This window comes from Chryseomicrobium excrementi, assembly GCF_002798305.1.
GTDB classification, from domain to species: domain Bacteria; phylum Bacillota; class Bacilli; order Bacillales_A; family Planococcaceae; genus Chryseomicrobium; species Chryseomicrobium excrementi.
The window spans coordinates 672,445-695,293 of sequence record NZ_PCGR01000001.1 but is presented as its reverse complement, the minus strand read 5'-3'; the positions used below and the strand labels follow the sequence as shown (position 1 = coordinate 695,293).

General features: G+C 42.5%; 25 protein-coding genes, 1 pseudogene and 1 other annotated feature. All 26 genes and pseudogenes read left to right on the top strand.

Features of this window, described 5'->3' with window-relative positions:
- Positions 1–64 precede the first annotated feature (64 nt).
- The 26 genes and pseudogenes from mraZ (at position 65) to CQS04_RS03365 (ending at position 22,825) form a co-directional block, all read left to right on the top strand.
- Positions 65–496: a division/cell wall cluster transcriptional repressor MraZ gene (mraZ, locus tag CQS04_RS03485; RefSeq protein ID WP_100352792.1), complete on the top strand. Its 432-nt coding sequence runs from the start codon at positions 65–67 to the stop codon at positions 494–496.
- 21 nt (positions 497–517) lie between these two features.
- A pseudogene (gene rsmH / locus CQS04_RS03480) lies at positions 518–1,467 on the top strand (16S rRNA (cytosine(1402)-N(4))-methyltransferase RsmH).
- Positions 1,468–1,827 carry a cell division protein FtsL gene (gene ftsL, locus CQS04_RS03475; protein WP_100352791.1) on the top strand — a complete coding sequence of 120 codons (360 nt, stop codon included), beginning with the start codon at positions 1,468–1,470 and terminating at the stop codon, positions 1,825–1,827. It begins immediately after the preceding pseudogene.
- Positions 1,824–4,034, top strand: a complete 2,211-nt coding sequence (locus tag CQS04_RS03470; protein WP_100352790.1) for a penicillin-binding protein — start codon at positions 1,824–1,826, stop codon at positions 4,032–4,034. Before ftsL ends, CQS04_RS03470 begins: the two co-directional genes overlap by 4 nt.
- A gap of 58 nt (positions 4,035–4,092) precedes the next feature.
- On the top strand, positions 4,093–4,584 hold the full coding sequence (locus tag CQS04_RS03465; RefSeq protein WP_100352789.1) for a penicillin-binding protein 2: 492 nt from the start codon (positions 4,093–4,095) through the stop codon (positions 4,582–4,584).
- A complete protein-coding gene (locus tag CQS04_RS13985) occupies positions 4,551–4,694 on the top strand; it encodes a hypothetical protein (protein WP_281257829.1) in 144 nt (47 codons plus the stop codon). The genes CQS04_RS03465 and CQS04_RS13985 overlap by 34 nt, the downstream gene beginning before the upstream one ends.
- Before the next feature lie 208 nt (positions 4,695–4,902).
- Complete coding sequence (mraY, locus tag CQS04_RS03460) at positions 4,903–5,877, top strand: phospho-N-acetylmuramoyl-pentapeptide-transferase (protein ID WP_100352788.1); 975 nt, start codon at positions 4,903–4,905, stop codon at positions 5,875–5,877.
- Positions 5,874–7,223 carry a UDP-N-acetylmuramoyl-L-alanine--D-glutamate ligase gene (gene murD, locus CQS04_RS03455; protein ID WP_100352787.1) on the top strand — a complete coding sequence of 450 codons (1,350 nt, stop codon included), beginning with the start codon at positions 5,874–5,876 and terminating at the stop codon, positions 7,221–7,223. The genes mraY and murD overlap by 4 nt, the downstream gene beginning before the upstream one ends.
- 61 nt (positions 7,224–7,284) lie before the next feature.
- Entirely contained in the window at positions 7,285–7,545 is a 261-nt protein-coding gene (locus tag CQS04_RS03450) for a hypothetical protein (RefSeq protein ID WP_100352786.1), read from the top strand.
- Positions 7,529–8,317 carry a cell division protein FtsQ/DivIB gene (locus tag CQS04_RS03445; protein WP_100352785.1) on the top strand — a complete coding sequence of 263 codons (789 nt, stop codon included), beginning with the start codon at positions 7,529–7,531 and terminating at the stop codon, positions 8,315–8,317. The genes CQS04_RS03450 and CQS04_RS03445 overlap by 17 nt, the downstream gene beginning before the upstream one ends.
- Positions 8,295–8,999 (top strand): DUF881 domain-containing protein, encoded by a 705-nt coding sequence (locus tag CQS04_RS03440; protein ID WP_100352784.1) that lies wholly within the window; start codon positions 8,295–8,297, stop codon positions 8,997–8,999. Before CQS04_RS03445 ends, CQS04_RS03440 begins: the two co-directional genes overlap by 23 nt.
- A gap of 13 nt (positions 9,000–9,012) precedes the next feature.
- Positions 9,013–9,732, top strand: coding sequence for a DUF881 domain-containing protein (locus CQS04_RS03435; RefSeq protein WP_245858736.1), 720 nt, complete (start codon positions 9,013–9,015; stop codon positions 9,730–9,732).
- 2 nt (positions 9,733–9,734) lie between these two features.
- A complete protein-coding gene (locus tag CQS04_RS03430; RefSeq protein ID WP_100352783.1) occupies positions 9,735–10,091 on the top strand; it encodes a small basic family protein in 357 nt (118 codons plus the stop codon).
- A 91-nt stretch (positions 10,092–10,182) separates the two neighbouring features.
- Positions 10,183–11,481 (top strand): cell division protein FtsA, encoded by a 1,299-nt coding sequence (ftsA, locus tag CQS04_RS03425; protein WP_100352782.1) that lies wholly within the window; start codon positions 10,183–10,185, stop codon positions 11,479–11,481.
- A gap of 33 nt (positions 11,482–11,514) precedes the next feature.
- Positions 11,515–12,666: a cell division protein FtsZ gene (gene ftsZ, locus CQS04_RS03420; protein ID WP_100352781.1), complete on the top strand. Its 1,152-nt coding sequence runs from the start codon at positions 11,515–11,517 to the stop codon at positions 12,664–12,666.
- 335 nt (positions 12,667–13,001) lie between these two features.
- Entirely contained in the window at positions 13,002–13,271 is a 270-nt protein-coding gene (locus CQS04_RS03415; RefSeq protein ID WP_281257828.1) for a PRC-barrel domain-containing protein, read from the top strand.
- A 37-nt stretch (positions 13,272–13,308) separates the two neighbouring features.
- On the top strand, positions 13,309–14,007 hold the full coding sequence (locus tag CQS04_RS03410; protein WP_245858734.1) for a YggS family pyridoxal phosphate-dependent enzyme: 699 nt from the start codon (positions 13,309–13,311) through the stop codon (positions 14,005–14,007).
- Positions 14,008–14,011: 4 nt separating this feature from the next.
- Positions 14,012–14,476: a cell division protein SepF gene (locus CQS04_RS03405; protein WP_094941595.1), complete on the top strand. Its 465-nt coding sequence runs from the start codon at positions 14,012–14,014 to the stop codon at positions 14,474–14,476.
- A 25-nt stretch (positions 14,477–14,501) separates the two neighbouring features.
- A complete protein-coding gene (locus tag CQS04_RS03400; protein ID WP_425430233.1) occupies positions 14,502–14,765 on the top strand; it encodes a YggT family protein in 264 nt (87 codons plus the stop codon).
- A 79-nt stretch (positions 14,766–14,844) separates the two neighbouring features.
- The gene (locus CQS04_RS03395) at positions 14,845–15,630 is read left to right on the top strand and encodes a YlmH family RNA-binding protein (RefSeq protein WP_100352777.1); all 786 of its coding nucleotides are present in this window, start codon (positions 14,845–14,847) and stop codon (positions 15,628–15,630) included.
- A gap of 80 nt (positions 15,631–15,710) precedes the next feature.
- Positions 15,711–16,220, top strand: a complete 510-nt coding sequence (locus tag CQS04_RS03390; protein ID WP_100352776.1) for a DivIVA domain-containing protein — start codon at positions 15,711–15,713, stop codon at positions 16,218–16,220.
- A 44-nt stretch (positions 16,221–16,264) separates the two neighbouring features.
- Positions 16,265–16,470 (top strand) — a binding site (T-box leader).
- Between the two features lie 89 nt (positions 16,471–16,559).
- Entirely contained in the window at positions 16,560–19,313 is a 2,754-nt protein-coding gene (ileS, locus tag CQS04_RS03385) for an isoleucine--tRNA ligase (protein ID WP_100352775.1), read from the top strand.
- 99 nt (positions 19,314–19,412) lie between these two features.
- Positions 19,413–19,889 carry a signal peptidase II gene (gene lspA, locus CQS04_RS03380; protein WP_094941600.1) on the top strand — a complete coding sequence of 159 codons (477 nt, stop codon included), beginning with the start codon at positions 19,413–19,415 and terminating at the stop codon, positions 19,887–19,889.
- Complete coding sequence (locus tag CQS04_RS03375; protein ID WP_100352774.1) at positions 19,886–20,794, top strand: RluA family pseudouridine synthase; 909 nt, start codon at positions 19,886–19,888, stop codon at positions 20,792–20,794. Before lspA ends, CQS04_RS03375 begins: the two co-directional genes overlap by 4 nt.
- Before the next feature lie 203 nt (positions 20,795–20,997).
- Positions 20,998–21,534: a bifunctional pyr operon transcriptional regulator/uracil phosphoribosyltransferase PyrR gene (pyrR, locus tag CQS04_RS03370; RefSeq protein WP_100352773.1), complete on the top strand. Its 537-nt coding sequence runs from the start codon at positions 20,998–21,000 to the stop codon at positions 21,532–21,534.
- Positions 21,535–21,550: 16 nt separating this feature from the next.
- The gene (locus CQS04_RS03365) at positions 21,551–22,825 is read left to right on the top strand and encodes a uracil-xanthine permease family protein (RefSeq protein WP_133118803.1); all 1,275 of its coding nucleotides are present in this window, start codon (positions 21,551–21,553) and stop codon (positions 22,823–22,825) included.
- Positions 22,826–22,849: the final 24 nt, after the last annotated feature.

Here is a 22,849-nt window from a genome sequence, read left to right as displayed (position 1 = left end):
AGAAAAGTGGTGGAGGAAAGTGGGGGATTGTGGTATGTTTAGTTCATAAAGTGGGGTGAGTAGCATGTTCATGGGAGAATATCAGCATTCGCTCGATGCCAAAGGCCGTTTAATCGTCCCGGCAAAGTTTCGAGAACATCTTGAAGGCAGCTTTGTCATCACACGTGGTCTGGATCAGTGTTTGTTTGGCTATCCTATGGAAGAATGGCGAAAACTCGAAGAAAAGCTCAAAGAGCTTCCACTTACTAAAAAAGACGCCCGCGCATTTACACGTTTCTTCTTCTCTGGAGCTACAGAAGTAGAAATCGATAAGCAAGGACGAATCATGCTTCCAGCAAATTTGCGGGAGTATGCAAAAATGGAAAAAGAGTGTGTCGTTCTAGGCGTTTCCAGTCGTTTTGAGATTTGGGCAAAAGATGCTTGGGATGGCTACGCAGAAGAATCGGAAGAATCCTTTAATGAAATCGCTGAAAATATGATTGACTTCAATATTTAATAATCCAAAGGAGCGGGTCGCTTGTTTAACCATACAACCGTATTACTTACCGAAACAGTCGATGGTTTGGCGATTCGACCAGACGGTATATACGTAGATTGCACATTAGGTGGCGCAGGTCATAGTGAATATCTGGTGAAGCAACTCTCAGATGAGGGGCACCTTTACTGTTTTGATCAAGATACGACAGCCATTGAAAGTGCAAAGCACAAATTAGCACCATACATAAACCGAGTGACATTTGTCCATTCCAACTTTCGTTATATCAAAGAGGAGTTAGAAAAACTAGGCGTTACTGAAGTGGATGGAATTCTATATGACTTAGGTGTTTCTTCACCACAGCTCGATACTCCAGAACGAGGATTCAGCTACCAATACGATGCACCGCTCGACATGCGAATGGATCAAACAAGTGAGTTGACAGCTTATCATGTAGTCAATGAATGGCCATATGAAAAGTTAGTGAAAATCTTTTTCCGTTACGGAGAAGAAAAGTTTTCAAAACAGATTGCTCGAGAAATTGAGAGAGCAAGACAAAATCAACCGATAGAAACTACATTTGATCTCGTCGAATTAATCAAACGAGGGATACCGGCAGCCGCTAGACGAACAGGCGGTCATCCTGCAAAGCGAATTTTCCAAGCCGTTCGTATTGCTGTAAATGATGAACTGGGGGCTGCAGAAGATTCACTCGAAGCAGCTATGACGTTACTTAAGCCAAACGGTCGTATTTCGGTTATCACGTTCCATTCTTTAGAAGACCGATTAGTAAAGACAATGTTTAAAGAGGCAGCGTCATTACCTGAATTGCCACCGAATTTACCGATTATTCCACGAGAAATCAGCCAAAGTTCAAGCTCATCACACGAAAGCCAATCTTACCAAGTGAAGAAGAACTGGCAGCGAATAATCGATCACGATCAGCAAAGTTACGGATTATAGAGAAACTTGACGAGAAAGGGAGTTATTAAATGGCGCTACGACAGTATCAACAACAACCACAACCGCAACAACCTGCCGTACCTCATACATATCCAACCCCTGTCAAAAGAAAACAGATCATTTCTAAAGGGGAAAAATTCTTATTTGCCGCATTTGTCATGACGTGTGCCTTTTTAATGATTTTCATTGTTCAAACTCAGACTGAAATTCGCGCAGTCGACGTGCAAATACAACAGATGGAACAACAAATTGATACGGTAAAACGTGAAAACACAGACCTTGAAATTCAAGTTGCAGAACTTTCTAGCTATGAACGCATTTGGCTAAAAGCAAAGGAGCTCGGCTTAACATTGAATGAGAAAAATGTGAAGGTTGTGTCTGGTGAATGAATAAAAAAGTACGTTTTCAATGGGGAGCCTTCCTACTGTTTTTGCTATATGGGGGGCTCTTTTTTCTGTTATTAGGTCGATTTATCTACATTCAAGCCACGGGAGTCGTAAATGGAGAAGTTTTGGAACAAAGGGCACAGGAAAAATACAGTCGTTCTCAAGTCGTAGAAGCACACCGTGGAACGATACAAGATCGTAATGGCCAAATCTTAGTAGAAGACACGCTGAGTTACAAAATCTACGCGGTAGTCAGTGAAAAAGCAACGGCTCACGCAAATGACCCGCGACACGTCATTGATGTGCAAGATACGGCACAAAAGCTAAGTGAATTTCTCGATCTATCAGAAGAAGAAATTGCAACTCGTATCCAAAATGGAATCGATGAAGAACGCTATCAAGTGGAGTTCGGCGCTTCAGGTCGTAACCTTTCGCATCAGCAAATGAAAAAAATCGAGGAACTACAACTACCGGGGATTGAATTTGATAAAGACCTAAAGCGCCATTATGCAAATGGACGATTTGCCTCACACCTAATTGGCTTTGCAATTCCTGAAGAAGTGGAAGACAACAAAACTCGTTTAGTAGGAAAGATGGGGCTTGAGCGCATCTATGATGAAGCGTTGACGGGAACACCAGGGCGTATTGATTTTCAAATAGGAAGAAACGGATTGTTACTGCCGTCGTCAGACAAATTGATTACAGAACCAAAGCATGGAGCAGATGTGAAACTGACCAATGACAGAACGATTCAAAATTTTTTAGAAGAAGCGGTATCCGATGTTCAAGAGAAGTATGAACCTGAAAAAATTACTGCACTTGTCGTGAAAGCAGATTCTGGAGAAATTTTAGCCATGACCCAGCGGCCAACTTTTGATCCTAATACACGAGAAGGCTTGACGACAAACTGGTTGAATGAAAGTGTCGAGAACACGGTTGAACCAGGTTCTACAATGAAAATCTTTACTCTTGCCGCTGCGATTGAGGAAGGGAAATGGGACCCAAATGGTTGGTACAAATCAGGTTCTTATAAATTGCTTGATAGAACCATCTATGATCACAATGTCTCTGGATGGGGAACTATCACGTATTTAGAAGGTTTCCAGCGCTCATCTAACGTTTCTATGGCATACTTGCTTGAAAAATTAGGTGACGAAACATTTATCAACTACATCAAAGAATTTGGTTTTGGAGAGAAAACAGGCATCGATTTGCCGAATGAAGCAACGGGTACAATTAGTGATCGCTATCCAATCAATCGCTTGACGACAACTTATGGACAAGGAACTACGGTGACGCCACTTCAACTTGTCCAAGGGATGACGGCTATTGCAAATGAAGGAACGATGTACCAACCTTACATCATTGATCAAATTGTCGATCCAAATACGGGTGAAGTCCTATTAAATCACGAACCGGTAAAAAAACAGTCTCCAATTTCTGCTCAAACGGCAAATCAAGTTAAAGAAATCCTTGCCAGTACAGTAACGAGTGAGAAGGGGACAGCGCAAAAGTTCAAATTGGATTCCTATACTTCTGCCGGTAAGACAGGTACCGCTCAAATTCCGGGACCGGATGGCAAATATTTATGGGGACGTCAGCTATTCTTATACTCGTTCTTAGGAATGGCGCCAGTAGAAGATCCAGAAATCATCGTTTACGTTGCAGTTCATAAACCGAAAATTGAAGCTACGGAAGTTGGGTCCGACCCTACATCCTATATTTTTAATTATGTGACTGAGAATTCGTTAAAGTATTTAAACATTTCTCCAAATGATTCAAAAGAGAGAGAAACTGTACTATTAGAAGATTATCGAGGAAAAGAGTTAGCTAGTGTTCAATCGGCACTTCAAGCCCAAGGTCTAGAGGTCGTTGCAACCGGTCTTGAGGGTAAGGTTGAACAACAGTACCCGGCTGGGGACACGCCCCTTATTAGCGGTACAAAGGTGTTCTTAAAAGCTGGGGGAGACATACAGATCCCTGATATGACAGGCTGGTCATCTCGAGAAGTGAAAATCTACAAAGGCTTTTCAGGTCTTCCGATTGAAATGACAGGAACTGGCTATGTGGTACGTCAAAGTATGACCCCAGGTACAGCTGTCGACAACACACCGATCGTAGTGGAGCTTGATAGTCCTGAAAAAGCCTATCAACAACAACCGGTCGAAATGGAAGGAAATCCGGAAGAGCTAGAAGAACAGCAAGAATAACCTCAGGTCCGCGTCATAAAGTAGTGCAGGAGGTTATTTTATCTCACCATTACAAAAGATGCGTCTAAGAATTGTTGTACTGGTTGTATTTATTGTCTTTCTAGCCATTCTAGTGAAAGTGCTGTATATTCAACTTTGGCGCTATGATTTTCTTCATGAACAAGCTCGTGAAAGCTGGAATCGTCAGCTTCCCCAAAGCGCAGGGCGCGGGTTGATTTTAGATCGCAATCACTCAGTTCTTGTAACTAATCGTCTAAAACCCTCCTTATATGTGATGCCTGGACAACTTACCGATGTTGAAGAACTGGTGGATGAGCTGCACCGCCTATCTCAAGTTCCTAAAGAGGTCATTTTAAAAGAGATGACACGAAAAAGTTCACTCAATGAACTGAAAAAGACGCCAAAAGCTCTAACAGAAGACCAGCTGATTGAACTCCAGGCCAAAGGGGTTCCAGGACTTTACACAACCGTACTTTTCAGAGGGCGTATCCCTATGGGAAGATGCTGGCTCCGGTTATGGGATTTGTTGGCGCTGATGGACAGGGACTAGCAGGACTTGAATATCAATACGATGCAGTTCTGACTGGAACTACGGGGAGTTTGGAGCTCTATACAGATGCCAAAGGGAAACGTTTAGAGGGATTTGCGGATGAATCGTAAGGAACGAACATGGGATAATATGCCCGAATTGAAAGTCCCGAATCTTATAGGACTCTCAAAGGATGAGATTGAAGAACAATTGCATGAATTTAATTGATCTGGCATGGAAATGGTCAAGTAATACTAGATCAATTGCCAGCTCCAGATGAATTTGTAAAGCCTCCATATCTTATCCATCTTTATACTGATTAACTAAAGGAGTTTCACTATGTCACTTGTAACTATCGTGCTCACAATTGCACTCGCATTCATACTTTCGGCACTACTCGCTCCACTTGCTATTCCATATTTACGCAGAATGAAATTTGGACAGAGCATTCGAGAAGAGGGCCCTGAGTCTCATCAGAAAAAAGCTGGTACCCCTACGATGGGTGGCTTAATTTTCTTAGTGTCAATTTTGGTTTCAACTCTAGTTGTTGCCTACTTCACCAATACACTAACTACACAAACTGTCGTGTTATTACTTGTATTGATTGGATTTGGAGCACTCGGTTTCTTAGATGACTTTATCAAGGTCGTTATGAAACGAAATCTTGGGCTTACATCCTTACAAAAACTTATTGGACAAATCGTCATTGCTATTATCGCTTATTTCTTATTGCAACTCGGACCATTCGATACGGCTATTGCGATTCCATTTACAACTTGGTCGATTGATTTTGGTATCTTGTATGTGGTGTTCATCGTGTTCTGGCTGGTAGGCTTCTCAAATGCCGTCAACTTGTCAGATGGCTTAGATGGACTTGTTAGTGGAACGGCCTCCATCGCATTTGCCACTTTCGGGATTTTAGCTGTGATTTACAACCAGACGGATGCTGCTATCTTTGCATTCTCGGTTACTGGAGCCTTACTCGGTTTCTTATTATTCAATAAAAACCCAGCAAAGGTGTTTATGGGAGACACAGGATCTTTAGCTCTTGGCGGGGCTCTTGCGATGTTGTCAATTATTTTGAAACAAGAGTTGCTATTGCTATTTGTAGGAATCATTTTCGTTGTAGAGACACTGTCTGTCATTCTTCAAGTGATCAGCTTTAAAACGCGTGGAAAACGCATCTTTAAAATGAGTCCGATTCACCATCACTTTGAGTTGTCAGGCTGGTCTGAAATCAAAGTCGTCTATGTATTTTGGACAATTGGATTTGTCGCTGCACTACTAGTGCTCGTCTTGGAGGTCTTCGTATGAAACAACTAAAAGAAGTTTATCATCAAAAAGTACTCGTACTTGGATTAGCCAAGAGTGGAACTGCAGCTGCTGAGACACTCCATGAACTCGGTGCGTTTGTCACTGTAAATGATGCGAAGCCATTTGAAGAAAATGAGCATGCACAGCATTTATTAAAACAAGGATTGACGGTTATTTGTGGAAGTCATCCTGAGAATCTATTGGATGAAGGATTTACATTAATCGTCAAAAATCCTGGAATCCCTTATAGCAATCCTGTGCTGCAAGAAGCACGTAAACGGGAGATTCCCATCTGGACAGAAATCGAACTAGCATATCGCATCAGTGAAGCGCAAATGGTTGGAATTACAGGATCCAACGGCAAGACAACTACAACAACTTTACTAATGGAAATGCTGAGTGAAGGCCCACTAGAGCCACTTGTGGCTGGGAATATTGGTACTGTTGCTACTACAGTGGCTAAAAGTGCCACGAAAAATAATGTAATCGTAACAGAACTGTCATCCTTTCAACTGATGGGTACGGTAAAATTAAAACCTTCGATTGCAATTATCACGAACATCTATGAAGCGCATCTCGATTACCACACAGACTTGGAAGAATACATCCAAGCAAAGCTTGCGATTTCTCAAAATCAAACTTCTGCAGATACTTTAATTTATAACGGGGAACAAGACGTTCTAGTGGATCGTGTTAAAGGAACTTCAGCAAAGCTTCTCCCGTTCTATGTATCGGGACGTCAAGACGAGGGAATCAGCGCAGACCATGAATGGGTGTACTGGTTAGGAAGCCCACTTTATAAGCGAGATGAAATTCGTTTGCCTGGGCAACACAATTTAGAAAATGTGCTTGCAGCTACAGCAGCAGCGATGTTGTTACATGCTCCACTGGACCAGATTCGTAAGACGGTCTCCACATTTGCTGGAGTAAAACACCGTACGCAGTTTGCTGGTGAGTGGCAGGGACGTCTGTTCTATAACGATTCAAAAGCTACAAATGCATTAGCAACTAAGAGTGCCCTGGAAGGATTCACGCGCCCTGTGATTTTGCTTGCAGGTGGGAAAGAGCGAGAGCATTCATTTGATGAACTCATTCCGTATTTAGGGAACTTGAAAGCTGTCTATCATTTCGGTGAAACGGCTCCGAGACTGCAGAAGTTCTTAGAAGCGCATGATGTGAAAGGTGCTCCTTTTAAAACATTAACTCAAGCATTTGAGGAAGCGGTTGTTTTATCTGAACCTGGAGACGTTATCCTTTTATCTCCTGCATCAGCTAGTTGGGATCAATATGAAAGCTTTGAAATCCGCGGAGATGAATTTTTAGCCCTATACGACTCCTTAAATTAGAAAGGATGGCGTTGTACCTTATGAACTTGCCAAATGGAGGCTCTTTGTAGTCAGTATCTTATTGACCGTTGCTGGCGTTGCTTTTATTGCCACTGCCAGCAGCTATTGGTCAGCTGTTCATTATCCAACCAGTACACCTTTTTTGATTAAGCAGAGCCTATTTGCAGTTCTTGCTTTTGGAGCTTTTATAGTTGTTAGAAGGTTTAAATTTCAAGGAAATGAACTCACCATTTTTTATATTGTGGGAATTTTGACGGCACTTACGGTATGGGTATCAGGACTTGGTATGGAAGGGAGGCAGAAGAATGGAAAAACTAATTGATATCGAAGAACGAATACCTACACTTAGAAAAAAGAGAAAGCGCAGAATGACGTGGACCTTTTCTATTCTTCTGTTTCTTTTTTTTAGCGCGTTGCTTCTCGTACTTTACCTGCAATCTTCTATAAGTAAGATTCAGATTATCACGACCCACGGCAATGAAATCGTAAATGCGCAAGAAATTGAAGCTGTTTCTACGTTGAACAAAGGAGACTCTTTGTGGTCGTTTACTACGTCTAGCATTGAACAGGAAATTGAGCAGCACCCTGCTATAAAGCAAGCGGAAGTGTCAAGAAAACGATGGTCAGAAGTAGTCATTTCTGTACAAGAGTATCAACCGATAGGTTTTCGAGGGACTGACGAAACACGCATTTTGTTAGAAAACGGAGCGGAAGTCACTTCAGAGGATGCTGGTAGTATGTTTGGACCAGCAATTGGGAAGTTTGACGAAGAGAAAGTGGAAAAGAAAGTAATTTCAGAACTTGGAAAACTTGCTTCTGAAAATCGAATGCTGATATCAGAAATCTTTTCCTCTCCAAGTAAGTCAGATCCGAATCTCATAACCTTGTTTATGAATGATGGTAACACGGTCATTCTAAGTGCACTCGACCTCTCAGAAAAGATGGATTTATACCCAGCGGTTCTGCAACAAATTCCTATTGGACAAAAAGGGATTGTCGACATGGAAGTGGGTACTTTCTTTGAGAGTTATGACAGCATTTACGGCGAGAAAGGAGAAGAGCTGGTAATAGATGAACAACAAGACAGTGAATAGAGGCAAAATTATATTATCAGTTGTCAGTTTGACATTAGGGTTTATTTTAGCTTTTAGCTTCAGTGTTTCTCAAAATCGAAATCAAGAGGTTGCTGTCAATTCCGCCACATTTGGACAAACGGAAAGTGTGAGACAAGAACTCATTGAACAAAAAGAACGCAATAAAGAGTTGAGCGAAGAACTTCGAGATGTCCAAGAGACGATTCGGGAATACGAGCAACAAGCAGGGTCCAACACATCGTCTTTAGATGAACTCGTTAAAGAAGCAGAAGCACTCCGCTTATTGACAGGAGAAGTTTCAGTTAAAGGGGAAGGCTACCGTGTTCAGCTTGAAGATGGAGAATACGATCCAGACCAAGTAAATCCTAATGATTACATAGTTCATGAAGGCCATGTCTTCATGGTGATTAATGAACTGAAGATTGCGGGAGCAGAAGCGGTTAGTGTCAATGGCAAGAGGATCCATGAAACAAGCTATATCCGTTGTACAGGACCTGTCATTACTGTAGATGGAGAGACGTTCCCGGCACCGTTTATTATTGAAGCTATTGGAAACTCTTCAACGTTGTCAGAAGCCGTTGAACTCTCGGGCGGTATCCTCGATCAATTGAAAGGACAACAAATCCGGATTCAAACAGAAAAAGTGTCTGAGCTGATGATGTTGTCTATGCACGAAAGTTAAGGGGGAGAACCAGTTGAAAAAGAAAGGGATCTCTCGCTTTACTCTAATACTATTTGTGATTGGTTTTATGTTAGCAATTCAGTTCAATACTATGCAAAACCCGGAACAACGTGACACGCGTGACGTGTGGGAGATTCGAAAAGAACTTTCAGTTGAAACGCAATACCATTCAGAGCTTTTAACAAGAATCAGGGAAGCACAGCAATTAGTAGTTCAATATGAAAGTTCACAAGCGGATCGACCTGAGAGACTTGTTGAACAATCAATTAAACAACTTCAACAAGATATCGGTTTACTGCCGTATGAAGGCCCCGGCGTCACTATCACGGTGACTCCATCTGAAGAGGCTATTGCATTTGGGCTGACTATCGAACCCATTTCACCAGAACTTCTAGTACGCTTTGTTAATGAGATGAATCGATTCCAAGCGAAGGCTATTGAGATCGATGGCAAACGATTGATTTATTCATCTGCCATTCGCGATATTAACGGTAATACTACTATCAATACATTACCGATAAAAACGCCGCCGTTTGAAATAAAACTAGCAACCGACTCTATAGAAACTGTAGAAAAGTTAGTAGCACAAATTCAAGCAAGCGGATTAGCGGATGATTTTTACCTGGAGAATTATGCTTTAGAGATTGGTGAACCAGTAGAAAAGTTGAGCATCACATCGTATGACCAACCGATCGCTGTCAATTATTTAACGGAGTGGAAGGAAGGAGACTGACTATGTGGCTACCACTGCTAGGTCTGATTTTGGGGATTTCTTTAGGCTTGATGACGGATTTTCAAATTCCTTCTGCTTATGAGAACTATTTATCAATCGCAGTATTAGCGGCACTTGATACATTATTTGGCGGGATTCGTGCCCAACTGCAACAAGTCTATGATGATAAAGTATTTGTATCGGGTTTTTTCTTTAATATCGCTTTAGCTGCAGCACTTGCATTCTTAGGTGTTCACTTAGGTGTCGACTTGTATCTGGCAGCCATTTTCGCGTTTGGTGTCCGGTTGTTTCAAAATATTGCAGTGATTCGTCGTATTTTATTGACCCGATGGGCCGACAAAGGATTGTCATCAAAATAAAATAATTGTTTGACTAGTAAGAAACATTTAGACTTTACAAGGTGTTTACTCTAAAATGAAAAGTATATACCTTTTTAGGAGGTGCCACAAAGTGAATTCATCAGAATTATACGTATCACTAGATATCGGGTCATCCTCGATCAAAGTGGTCATTGGAGAAATCAACAATCAAATTATTCATATTATCGGTGTTGGCAATGCCAAGTCAACAGGCATTCGAAAAGGTGCCATCGTGGATATTGATGCCACGGTCCAGTCTATAAAAAAGGCAGTGCAAGAAGCAGAACGTATGGCAGGTATGGAGATTCGAGAAGTGGTTTTAGGAATCCCAGCAAATCAAGCATCCATTCACCATGTGAAGGGTGTCGTGGCTGTTCAGTCTGAAGATAAAGAAGTGACAGGGAAAGACTTAGAGCGAGTTTTAGACTCCGCTAAAGTAATGTCTATTCCACCAGAACGTGAATACTTAAATATCATTCCGGTTCAATATATATTGGACGGAGTGGAAGAAATCAGTGACCCACGAGGTATGATCGGAACACGATTAGAAGTCGATGCCAACATGATTACTACTTCTAAGACAATCTTACATAACCTTCTGCGCTGTGTAGAACGTGCAGGATTACAGATTCGTGAGATTTATCTGCAGCCTTTAGCGGCAGGTCAATTTGCTTTAACTGAAGATGAACGCAATCATGGTACGGCCTATATTGATATAGGTGGCGGAGCAACAACGATTGCGGTCTTCCGTGATGGACACTTAACACACACGACGACCATTCCTGTCGGTGGAGACCACATTACGAAAGACTTGAGTATCGTCCTTAAGACACCAACGGAACATGCGGAGCAGATCAAACGTCAATATGGACATGCGTTTTATGACGATGCTTCCGAAGATGAGCTGTTTGAAGTTCCTGTCATTGGTGCTGATATGAAGGAACAGTATTCTCAGAAGTACATCTCAGAAATCATAGGAGTACGCTTAGAAGAACTGTTTGAGATGATTATGGAAGAGCTTTATCAGATTGGTGTTCGTGACCTCCCTGGAGGTATCGTACTAAGCGGTGGGGTCTCAAAACTTGAAGGACTCTCTCAATTGGCTCGACATGTATTGCAGACACGAGTCCGTGTGTTCACTCCAGATTATATTGGTGTACGTGAGCCACAATTCTCAACTTCAATCGGTTTAATTCAGTATATTTACAAAGAGGATTTATATTATGGTCTGTCGAATACTACAACTAGTGCAGTAACAGCTCGACAAGAACCTACTATAAAACCCAAGACAAAACAAAAAGTAAAAAAAGAATCTGTTGAAGATTCAAATGAACCAAAAGAAAGCGGCATGACGAAGATCAAACAATTTTTCGACCGATTCTTTGAATAGTAGTATCGGCAATCTAACATAGGAGGCAATTGCATGTTACATTTTGAAACGAATGATGAATCTTTAGCAATTATTAAAGTAATTGGAGTTGGCGGTGGCGGTAATAATGCCGTCAATCGTATGATTGAGCACGGAGTGCAAGGGGTCGACTTTATCGCAGTCAACACGGATGCACAAGCATTAAATATGTCAAAAGCGCCAGTAAAGCTTCAAGTTGGTGGCAAATTGACTCGTGGTCTTGGAGCAGGGGCTAACCCAGAAGTAGGTCGTAAAGCTGCTGAAGAAAGTAAAGAACAAATTGAAGAAGCACTTCGTGGTGCGGATATGGTATTCGTTACTGCAGGTATGGGTGGCGGGACGGGCACAGGTGCTGCACCTGTAATCGCCCAAATCGCTAAAGAACTTGGCGCATTAACAGTTGGTGTTGTCACACGTCCGTTCACATTTGAAGGACGCAAACGTTCTACTCAAGCTGTTGGCGGTATCTCCATGATGAAAGAAGCTGTCGACACATTAATCGTTATTCCAAACGATCGTCTTCTTGAAATCGTTGACAAAAACACGCCAATGCTCGAAGCATTCCGTGAAGCGGATAACGTACTTCGACAAGGGGTTCAAGGTATCTCAGATTTAATCGCGGTACCAGGACTAATCAACTTAGACTTTGCCGATGTGAAGACAATTATGTCTAACAAAGGGTCTGCATTGATGGGTATCGGAATTGCTTCAGGTGAAAACCGTGCTGCCGAAGCAGCAAAAAAGGCAATTTCAAGTCCTCTTTTAGAAACATCTATTGATGGGGCTAAAGGTGTTCTTATGAATATCACCGGTGGATCAAACCTGTCTCTATTTGAAGTTCAAGAAGCAGCGGATATCGTGGCAAGCGCTTCTGATGAAGAAGTAAATATGATTTTCGGTTCTGTAATCAATGACGACTTAGATGATCAAATTGTAGTTACAGTTATCGCTACTGGATTTAACGAAGAAATTTTGACTCAGCGTCAGCCTCGTATGGCTGGTGGCGGAATGAAGCGTCCATCTTCACCTGCTCCAACTCAGGCACCACAACGTGAAACTCGTTACGAAGAAGAGCCAGTTCAAGAGACTCGCCCACAACAACCTTCGTTTAAAGAAGAAGAAGCATTAGACATTCCAACATTCCTACGAAACCGGAATCGTCGTTAATAGCCTATAAATCCCCCTTATCTCCGTGTGAGATAAGGGGTTTTTGTCGTGAAAAAACTGACCAATCAAACTCCCTTCGACAGATTTTTACGTAGTCACATCCGTATCATTAGAGATAGAAGGGAGGAGTAGCTTGTATATCGAATGGATTGTGGGGATTCATACTGCTGTAATGATGGCAACTCTGCATGTAGCTTCTAAAATCATGCTCACTCGATTTTGCTGTACTTCAAACTGTTTTATTTGAAGTTTTCATTGTTAGTTTTGGTGGGCTGTTGCCAGCCTTTTGATTATTCTTTTTGCATCTGTAGCTACGAAAGAGTTCCCGTTAAATTGTGATATTTTGCTCCATCATTATAAGACGAAGTGAAAGAATTTATTTTTCAGAGTTGCAACAGAAACGTTTGATTGATCAGGCAACAGGGAAAATTATCGGCTATATTGAAGACGCGGAAGTGAACGCGCAGACAGGTCAAGTGGAGGGATATGTTGTAAGTGGTTCCACCCGATTTTTTCAAAAACAAGGCACGGATCGTTTCGTCACCATGTCCGAAGTTGTATCGGTAGGAGCTGATTTTATCTTTCTGAAATCTGTCGAACATTGATTAAACGTGCTCGGATTGGTACAATAAATGAAACACAATGCAAAGTTGGGACGTAAAAATGATACAAAACGACTTACAACAGATTGAGTACAAAATAGAACAAGCAAAACAAGGCTCCAAATTGAGTGCAGACCATGTCACACTGATTGCTGTTACGAAACAGCTATCGGTTGATCAAACGAAGGTTGTAGTGGAAGCAGGACTTAAGCATCTAGGAGAAAATCGTCTAGAAGGATTGCTTCCTAAACAAGCAGAAATTGGTTCTTCTGTTACATGGCATTTTATCGGATCGTTACAGACTCGTAAGGTAAAAGACATCATTAACACTATCGATTATCTCCACTCGCTTGACCGAATGAGTCTTGCAGATGAAATTCAAAAACGTGCACAGCAACCTGTTCGCTGCTTTATTCAAGTTAATGTTTCCGGCGAATCTTCAAAACACGGACTGGCCGATACAGAACTCTCAAACTTTATGCAGCAGATTGAAAGCTACGATAAAATTCTTCCTATCGGTCTAATGACCATGGCACCTGCAGATGCAAGCGAAGAGGACATTCGCAAACAATTCAAGCGACTGAGAGAACTACGCGACGAAATGAACCAAAAGGGACTGTTAAAACAGCCGATGACGGAACTATCCATGGGCATGTCAGGGGATTATGTAATTGCCGTAGAAGAAGGCGCAACATTTGTCCGAATTGGAACAGCATTAGTCGGAAGTATAAAGGAGTGATCGCATGAAAAAATGGTTCAATTCATTTTTCTTAATGGATGAAGAAGAGGAGCAAGAAATGCAAACAGAATCAAAAGCAAAACCAGAGCAACAAGAAGCACGTCCAAAACAACAACCGGTCAAATCCGTTCGAGAACGGAAAATCTCTAGTGCATCAACAGCAACGTCTCCCCAGCTAGTGAGTATTCAAAACGTTCAAAAGTCGTCTAAAGTGATTTTAATCGAGCCCCGTGTCTATGCAGAAGCTCAAGATATCTCGGAACATCTAAAAGGCAAGCGAGCTGTGATTGTCAATCTGCAACGAATCGATAAAGAACAAGGAATCAGAATTATCGACTTTTTAAGTGGAACAGTGTACGCTTTAGGTGGAGATATTCAGCGTATTGGCACCGATATCTTTTTATGTGCACCAGATACCATCGAAGTGGATGGAGCTATCTCCGACTACTACTATGACGAACACCAATAAGCGAGGAGATTTCTAAACGATGTCTATAGCATTACTATTTTATATTATTAATATTGCTTTTAGTATTTATACGTACATGATCATTGGCTACATCTTAATGTCATGGATTCCGAGCTTGCAGCAATCAGCGATCGGGCAATTTCTAGCAACGCTTGTTGAACCATACCTTTCGATTTTTAGAAAAATCATTCCTCCTATTGGGATGATTGATTTGTCGCCAATCATTGCAATCATTGCTTTAAACTTTGCGTCATTTGGAATCAAACAAGTATTATTGTGGATTTTCTGATGTACAACTTGTATGGCCCCAAGAGCTTATTTGCTCTGGGGCTATTTTTCAACTAGTTTACTGACTGGAGCGGACTTTTATGGATACGATATTTCAACATTTTCGAAAAGATGAACAACCCTTTATAGAGGCGATGATTAGCCTGACAAGAGAAGTAGAAGACCGCTACGCACCAAAACTGACGGATTTTTTAGATCCCCGTCAGCGGTTTATTTTACAGACGTTGTCCCAACAAAGAGATTTGAATGGCTTTTCTTTTGGCGGTTTTGATCAGGCGGAGAGGGAGCGTGTACTTGTTGCCCCATCTTACTATGAACCAGCAAAGGAAGATGAACAGATTCAAATCGTACAAATCTCGTATCCTACTAAATTTGTGACGTTCAAGCACTCTGATGTATTAGGTTCTCTGATGTCGTTAGGACTCGACCGCTCTAAGTTCGGTGATATTCGCTTACAAGACGGTGTGGTGCAGTTTGCCATTGCCTCTGAAATCGCCGACTATGTTAAGACCAATTTAACATCTATTGGTAAAGTGAAAGTTCAAGTGGAAGATGTGGCGGAAGAAGACGTACTGCTTGCCGTGACAGAAGACTATGTAGATGAACTTCATATCGTAAGTTCTATGCGACTTGATACAGTACTGGCCTCCGCTTGGAACATTTCTCGTCAGAAAGCGGCTGCGTTTATTAAAGGTGGCAAAGTGAAAGTGAACTGGTCTGTAGTGGAAGACATCTCGTTTATCTTGAACGAATCCGATATGGTATCTTTGAGAACGTTTGGCCGCTTCCAGGTTGGTTTGATAGAAGGTAGAACGAAGAAAGAAAAAATACGACTGCAGATAGCGAAGCTGGAGCAAAAAAGTTGAATTTTTCTTAAATTGTACTGCTTTCCTACTCTATCAACGGTATAATACAAGTAGCCATATTCGATAAAGGAGCTGTAACCATGCCATTAACACCTTTAGATATTGATCAAAAAGTCTTTAGTAAAGCATTTCGCGGGTATAGTGAAGATGAGGTCAATGAGTTTTTAGAGCAAGTGAAAAAGGACTTTGAAACGCTTATCCGAGAAAAGAAAGAACTAGAGGCGCAATTGAAATCGACGACTGAACGTGTGGGGCACTTTACAACCATTGAGTCGACCTTGCAAAAATCGATTGTCGTTGCACAAGAGGCTGCTGAAGAAGTGCGCCGCAATTCTCAAAAAGAAGCAAAGTTAATCGTGAAAGAAGCAGAAAAGAATGCAGATCGCATTTTAAACGAATCTTTAACAAAAGCGCGTAAAATTGCATTAGAGATTGAAGAGCTGAAGAAACAATCTAAAGTATTCCGCAACCGCTTTAAGATGTTGGTAGAAGCGCAACTGGAACTGATCAACACGGACGATTGGGATCACTTAATGGAAACGGATGTAGATACGACGTCCCTAGAACGTATCACTGCAGACGAAGTCTAAACAGCTTGACGATACATAGTGCAATCTTTATAATAAGCACATAGAAAAAGGCACTGATAAAGACGGCATTTGGATGAACGACCAAGCGAGTTGGGGATAGTGAGAGCCCAATCAACTAGTCCAGAGACGCCCATCACTTTTGAGCCGAAATGCTGAAATTCGTAAGCATTTCCGTTTGACCACGTTACGGTCATCTAAGTGGCAGATTCGTCTGCAATTAGGGTGGTACCGCGAACAACTCGTCCCTTTCTTGGGGACGGGTTTTTTATGTGCCTAGAAAAGTGGAGCCGACTCGCCACATCTGATTACGAATCAACAACAATTAAGGAGAGATACTAAATGGAATACAAAGATACCCTGTTAATGCCAAAAACCGACTTTCCTATGCGTGGAGGCCTTCCAACTAAGGAGCCTCAAATCCAAGACATGTGGAAAGAAAAAGACATCTATGCGAAAAATTTAGAGCGTACTAAAGACCGTCCAAAGTTCATCTTGCACGACGGACCGCCATACGCAAACGGTGATCTTCATATCGGTCATGCTTTGAACAAAGTACTTAAAGATATGATTGTTCGTTACAAATCAATGTCTGGCTTCCAAGCACCCTATGTTCCAGGTTGGGACACACACGGACTTCCAATTGAGCAAGCATTGACAAACAAAGGCGTGAACCGTAAAGAAATGACAGTAGCTGAGTTCCGCAAACTTTGTGAAGAGTATGCCTACGAACAAATTGACAACCAGCGCGAGCAGTTCAAGCGTATTGGTGTAACAGGTGACTGGGACAACCCGTACGTTACATTAAAACCACAATTTGAAGCACGTCAAATCCAAGTGTTTGGTGAAATGGCCAAAAAAGGGTACATCTACAAAGGATTAAAGCCAGTTTATTGGTCACCGTCATCTGAATCGGCACTTGCAGAAGCAGAAATCGAATACAAAGACAAAAAATCTCCTTCGATTTATGTGAGCTTTGAAGTAACAGACGGTAAAGGAGTCGTACCAGAAGGCGTTCGATTCATCATCTGGACAACGACTCCATGGACAATCCCAGCGAACCTTGGAATTTCTGTCCACCCTGACTTCTCCTATGTGCAAGTCCGCGCAAACGATAAATCATTTATCATTGCAAAAGACCTTCTTGAAGAAGTGAGCGCAACACTAGGGTGGGAATCTTTCGAAGTGGAACAGACTTTTGAAGGGAAACAATTCGACCGTATCGTAGCGAAACACCCATTATACGATCGCGATTCTCTAGTTATGCTTGGAGAACATGTAACAACTGAGTCTGGTACAGGCTGTGTCCATACAGCTCCTGGCCACGGGGAAGATGACTTCCACGTTGGGAAACAATACGGTTTAGATGTTTTATGTCCAGTAGACGATCGTGGTGTAATGACTGCTGAAGCACCTGGCTTTGAAGGTCTCTTTTATGATGCAGCAAACAAGCCAATCACAGAAGCATTAGACGCAGCAGGCGCTCTGGAAAAATTAACATTCTTCACGCACTCGTATCCACATGACTGGCGTACAAAGAAACCAGTTATTTACCGTGCAACTACACAATGGTTTGCATCAGTTGAAGCGTTCCGTCCAGAACTTCTAGAAGCAATTCGTCAAACAGAGTTTACGCCTTCATGGGGTGAAACACGTCTATTCAATATGATTCGTGACCGTGGTGACTGGAACATTTCCCGTCAACGCGTCTGGGGTGTACCGATTCCCGTGTTCTATGCTGAAGATGGCGAACCGATTATTGAAGAAAACACAATTCAACATGTATCCGAATTGTTCCGTGAACACGGTTCAAACATCTGGTTCGAGTGGGATGCGAAAGACTTATTACCAGAAGGCTATACACACCCAGCTAGTCCAAACGGTCGCTTCACTAAAGAACTTGACATCATGGATGTTTGGTTTGACTCTGGTTCAACACATCAAGGCGTTCTTGCAGAGCGTGAAGACTTGCAGTTTCCTGCGGACTTGTATTTAGAAGGTTCGGATCAGTACCGCGGATGGTTTAACTCATCACTAATCACTAGTGTTGCGATGTTTGGTCACGCACCTTATAAGGGGCTTCTAAGTCACGGGTTCGTGTTAGACGGAGAAGGACGTAAGATGAGTAAATCCATCGGAAACGTTATCGTACCTTCAAAAGTCATGAACCAACTAGGTGCTGACATCCTTCGCCTATGGGTAGCATCCGTAGATTATACGGCTGATGTTCGTGTGTCTGATGCCATCTTAAAACAAGTGTCAGAAGTATACCGTAAGATCCGCAACACGCTACGATTCCTTCACGGGAATGTGCATGACTTCAATCCAACAACAGACCGTGTAGCTTTTGAAGACATGCGTGAAGTAGATCAGTATATGTATGCAAAACTACAACAAATGATTTCAACTGTGAATACATCATTTGAAAACTACGAGTTCTCGACTGTGTACCATACAATCAACAACTTTGTTTCAACGGAACTAAGTGCTTTCTATTTAGATCTTGCAAAAGATGTCGTGTATATTTACGAAGCTGATCACAAAGATCGTCGTGCAATGCAAACGGTTATGTACGATGCCTTAGTTGCTCTAGTGAAACTTCTAACTCCAGTCCTGCCACATACTACAGATGAGTTGTGGGGTTACATGGAGCATGAACAGGCAGAAAGCGTTCAATTGACAGATATGCCTCAAGCGGTTGAAGTTCCGAATGCAACAGATTTGATTGCGAAATGGGATAAGGTGTTAACTGTTCGTGATGATGTATTAAAAGCACTTGAAATGGCTCGTGCTGAGAAGCAAATCGGAAAGTCATTAGAAGCACATGTTCACTTGTATGTGAAAGACAGTGTGAAAGAATTGTTTGCGGATGATAAAATCGATTACGCGCAACTGTTCATCGTCTCTGGCTTTACATTAGCAGGAACGGTTGAAGAAGCACCTGAACAGGCAGTTGCTTTAGAGCAATCTTCTGTCGTTGTTGAAAAAGCGCAAGGCGAAAAATGTGAACGCTGCTGGACGATTTCTACTACAGTAGGAGAAGATGCAGAGCACCCAACATTATGTGCACGCTGTGCAGCTGTCGTTTCCAAGTAAAGTATGAAAGCCTCTCCCTACACGGGAGAGGTTTTTAACTTGTCTACGAAAAGCGTGAAATGTGGTACACTTAACTACATGTAAATGGAGGGTTCGACTGTGTGGATATACTATGGAATAGCACTACTTCTTGTACTTGTTGATCAATGGACCAAATGGTTGGTCGTTCAAAATATGGAACTTGGGGAACGCATCGCACTTGCAGACCCGTATCTTGGTCTTCTGTCGCATCGCAACCGAGGCGCTGCCTGGGGCATGCTAGAAGGACAAATGTGGATTTTCTATATCGTCACAACACTCGTCATCATCGGAATCATCTATTATTTTCATACACAAGCTAAAGGGCAACCTTTGTTCCAATTAGGACTCATGGTGTTATTAGGAGGAGCGATTGGGAACTTTATCGATCGCTTGTTTCGTGGTGAAGTAGTGGATTTTGTTGATGTCTGGATTCCTGTCATAAACTATGACTTCCCTATTTTCAATGTAGCAGACGCTGCTTTGACGGTAGGAGTAGTACTTATTTTTCTTTTCATTCTATGGGATGAAAGAAAGCAGAAAAAGGTGAAAAAATGAAGCAATTTGAAGTAACGATTACAAAAGAGCAACATAAGGAACGTTTAGATAAACTACTGCTCAGCGCTAACGAAGACTGGTCTAGAACACAGATTCAAAATCTCATGAAGCAAGAGTTGATTCTTGTGAATGGCGAAGTAGTAAAGTCTAATTACAAAGCCTCTGAAGGCGATGTCGTTTCCGTCAGTATTCCCGATCCTGAAGAGTATGAAATTGAAGCAGAAGACTTGAACCTTGAGATTGTCTACGAAGATGCAGATGTCGCTGTTGTAAACAAGCCAAAAGGAATGGTCGTCCATCCAGCACCTGGTCATTTAACAGGCACACTTGTGAACGGCTTGATGCACCAAATCAAAGACTTATCCGGTATCAACGGAATCATGCGTCCTGGAATCGTGCACCGAATCGATAAAGATACGAGTGGCCTTTTGATGGTCGCTAAAAATGATAAAGCCCATCAGTCGCTCGTAGATCAGCTAGTGGCACGATCTGTCACTCGCAAATATACAGCGCTTGTACATGGCCATATTGCCCATGACAAGGGAACAGTCGATGCTCCTATCGGCCGCGATACTCGTGACCGTCAAAGCATGGCTGTAGTTGACAAAGGCAAGCATGCGGTCACTCATTTTGAAGTGAAAGAGCGCTTCGGTGACTATACACTTGTGGAATGTAAGTTAGAAACAGGTCGGACGCACCAGATACGTGTACACATGAAATTTATCGGCCATCCGCTCGTAGGCGATCCAAAATACGGACCGAAAAAGACATTAGATATTGGTGGTCAAGCCCTACATGCAGGTGTCTTAGGCTTTGTCCAACCAACGACAGGAGAGTACCTGGAGTTTGAAGCGCCACTACCTCAACCGTTTGAAGAGCTATTGTCTGAATTAAATAAAAACTAGCCATATGCCAAATCATCTTGTATACTGACTAAGATAACTAAATAAGGGTCCTTTAAAGACAGTCCAGAGAGGCTGAGAAGGCATACGGTTTCGAATGAACACAGACTGCGGTCTGTTTGTCCATTTGATTTATTTCACTATGCATAGTCAACCTCTTAAGCGCTGCTTAAGAGGTTTTTTTGTACCCAAAAAGGAGGAACGACATGGAAAAAGCAGTGTTATTAGATGAACAAGCCATCCGGCGAGCACTCACACGCATCGCTCACGAAATCATCGAGCGCAATAAGGGCATTGATGACTGCGTGCTAGTTGGAATCAAAACTCGCGGCGCATTCATCGCAAAACGGTTGGCCGAGCGTATCTCTGCTATTGAAGGTAAAGCCATCCAAACAGGAGAGCTCGACATCACGTTGTACCGAGATGATTTGACAGTGAAGACAGAAGATCAACAACCTTTAGTAAGACAAGTGGACATCAAACATGATGTGACAGATAAAAAAATCATTTTAGTAGACGATGTGCTCTATACAGGTAGAACGGTTCGCGCCGCAATGGATGCCATCATGGACGTTGGACGACCTTCTCAAATTCAACTGGCCGTACTCATCGATAGAGGTCACCGAGAACTGCCGATTCGTGCAGACTATGTCGGGAAGAACATCCCCACATCGAGCGGAGAGCGGATTGTAGTGAGAATGACAGAGAGTGATCAAGAAGACCGAGTCGTCATCACGGAGTAGAAAAGAGGAATGCTGTGTGTCTAGGGAAATTGGAATCAACGAACGACCTGAAACATTCAAATGGATCGTACTCAGCTTGCAACACATGTTTGCGATGTTTGGAGCAACAATCCTTGTACCAAAACTTGTCGGACTTAGTCCTGCAATTGCCCTTCTGACAAGTGGGATTGCGACTATCATCTTTATTATCGTAACTCGTTTTCAAGTGCCCGCTTATTTGGGCTCATCTTTCGCATTTATAGCGCCTATTATACTGGCTACCAATACGGGTGGAGTTGGTAGTGCAATGATCGGAGCGATGTTCGTCTCCTTAGTTTACGCGTTGACAGCGCTCATCATTTGGAAGACAGGACATCAGTGGTTTATGAAAATTTTGCCTCCGGTCGTAGTCGGTCCAGTAATCATGGTCATTGGACTTGCTCTTGCACCGGTTGCTGTAGATATGGCAATGAACATCGACACGGACGGAGATGGCATGCGAGACACTTACAGCATGCTGCACTTCTCAGCGGCTCTCGTGACACTCTCAACAGCCATCATCGTGCAGTTAGTATTCAGAGGTTTGCTTTCCTTGATGCCCGTAATCAGCGGAATCATCGTTGGATATATCTATTCGGTTGCAGTAGGAATTGTGGATTTCACAGCTGTGAAAGAAGCTCAGTTCTTACAAATTCCTGAGATGCTAATCCCGGGAATCGATTATCCGTTTGTCGTCACATCTCAGCTAATGTTAATCATGGTGCCGATCTCCATCGTAACGATTTCAGAGCACATCGGTCACCAGCTCGTACTTGGTAAAATTGTAGACCGCAATTACATTGAAAACCCAGGACTTCACCGCTCTCTTTTAGGTGATGGGCTTGGTACTTTCTTCAGTGCCTTGATTGGTGGACCTCCTAAGACAACGTACGGGGAGAACATTGGAGTGCTTGCGCTGACTCGAGTGTTCAGTGTAGCCGTCATTTTACTTGCGGCAGTGTTCGCCATCATCTTCAGTTTCTTTGGTCAGCTGATGGCTGTTATCGACACGATTCCAGCAGCGGTACTTGGAGGCATCTCGATTCTGTTATTCGGAATCATCGCCTCTTCCGGACTTCGAATGCTCGTAGATAGCCAAGTAGACTTTGGAGATTCTCGAAACTTGATTATCTCTTCCATCATCCTGATCCTTGGAATCGGTGGAGCGATGGTGAAGTTTTCTGAGACCTTCCATATCGAAGGCATGGCGCTTGCTTCTATTGTAGGGGTGCTGCTCAACTTGATACTTCCTAAATCTAAATCACAGACGTAACCTTTTAATTTCATCCGAGAGATG

Excerpts from the sequence above, each read along its gene's own strand:
- CQS04_RS03440 (WP_100352784.1), top strand. The coding sequence starts at position 8,295 with ATGAACAACAAGACAGTGAATAGAGGCAAAATTATATTATCAGTTGTC.
- CQS04_RS03445 (WP_100352785.1), top strand. The coding sequence starts at position 7,529 with ATGGAAAAACTAATTGATATCGAAGAACGAATACCTACACTTAGAAAA.
- ftsL (WP_100352791.1), top strand. The coding sequence starts at position 1,468 with ATGGCGCTACGACAGTATCAACAACAACCACAACCGCAACAACCTGCC.
- CQS04_RS03470 (WP_100352790.1), top strand. The coding sequence starts at position 1,824 with ATGAATAAAAAAGTACGTTTTCAATGGGGAGCCTTCCTACTGTTTTTG.
- ftsZ (WP_100352781.1), top strand. The coding sequence starts at position 11,515 with ATGTTACATTTTGAAACGAATGATGAATCTTTAGCAATTATTAAAGTA.
- CQS04_RS03390 (WP_100352776.1), top strand. The coding sequence starts at position 15,711 with ATGCCATTAACACCTTTAGATATTGATCAAAAAGTCTTTAGTAAAGCA.
- mraY (WP_100352788.1), top strand. The coding sequence starts at position 4,903 with ATGTCACTTGTAACTATCGTGCTCACAATTGCACTCGCATTCATACTT.
- CQS04_RS13985 (WP_281257829.1), top strand. The coding sequence starts at position 4,551 with ATGGGATTTGTTGGCGCTGATGGACAGGGACTAGCAGGACTTGAATAT.
- murD (WP_100352787.1), top strand. The coding sequence starts at position 5,874 with ATGAAACAACTAAAAGAAGTTTATCATCAAAAAGTACTCGTACTTGGA.
- ileS (WP_100352775.1), top strand. The coding sequence starts at position 16,560 with ATGGAATACAAAGATACCCTGTTAATGCCAAAAACCGACTTTCCTATG.
- pyrR (WP_100352773.1), top strand. The coding sequence starts at position 20,998 with ATGGAAAAAGCAGTGTTATTAGATGAACAAGCCATCCGGCGAGCACTC.
- CQS04_RS03410 (WP_245858734.1), top strand. The coding sequence starts at position 13,309 with ATGCAAAGTTGGGACGTAAAAATGATACAAAACGACTTACAACAGATT.
- CQS04_RS03405 (WP_094941595.1), top strand. The coding sequence starts at position 14,012 with ATGAAAAAATGGTTCAATTCATTTTTCTTAATGGATGAAGAAGAGGAG.
- CQS04_RS03465 (WP_100352789.1), top strand. The coding sequence starts at position 4,093 with ATGCGTCTAAGAATTGTTGTACTGGTTGTATTTATTGTCTTTCTAGCC.
- CQS04_RS03430 (WP_100352783.1), top strand. The coding sequence starts at position 9,735 with ATGTGGCTACCACTGCTAGGTCTGATTTTGGGGATTTCTTTAGGCTTG.
- CQS04_RS03375 (WP_100352774.1), top strand. The coding sequence starts at position 19,886 with ATGAAGCAATTTGAAGTAACGATTACAAAAGAGCAACATAAGGAACGT.
- CQS04_RS03395 (WP_100352777.1), top strand. The coding sequence starts at position 14,845 with ATGGATACGATATTTCAACATTTTCGAAAAGATGAACAACCCTTTATA.
- mraZ (WP_100352792.1), top strand. The coding sequence starts at position 65 with ATGTTCATGGGAGAATATCAGCATTCGCTCGATGCCAAAGGCCGTTTA.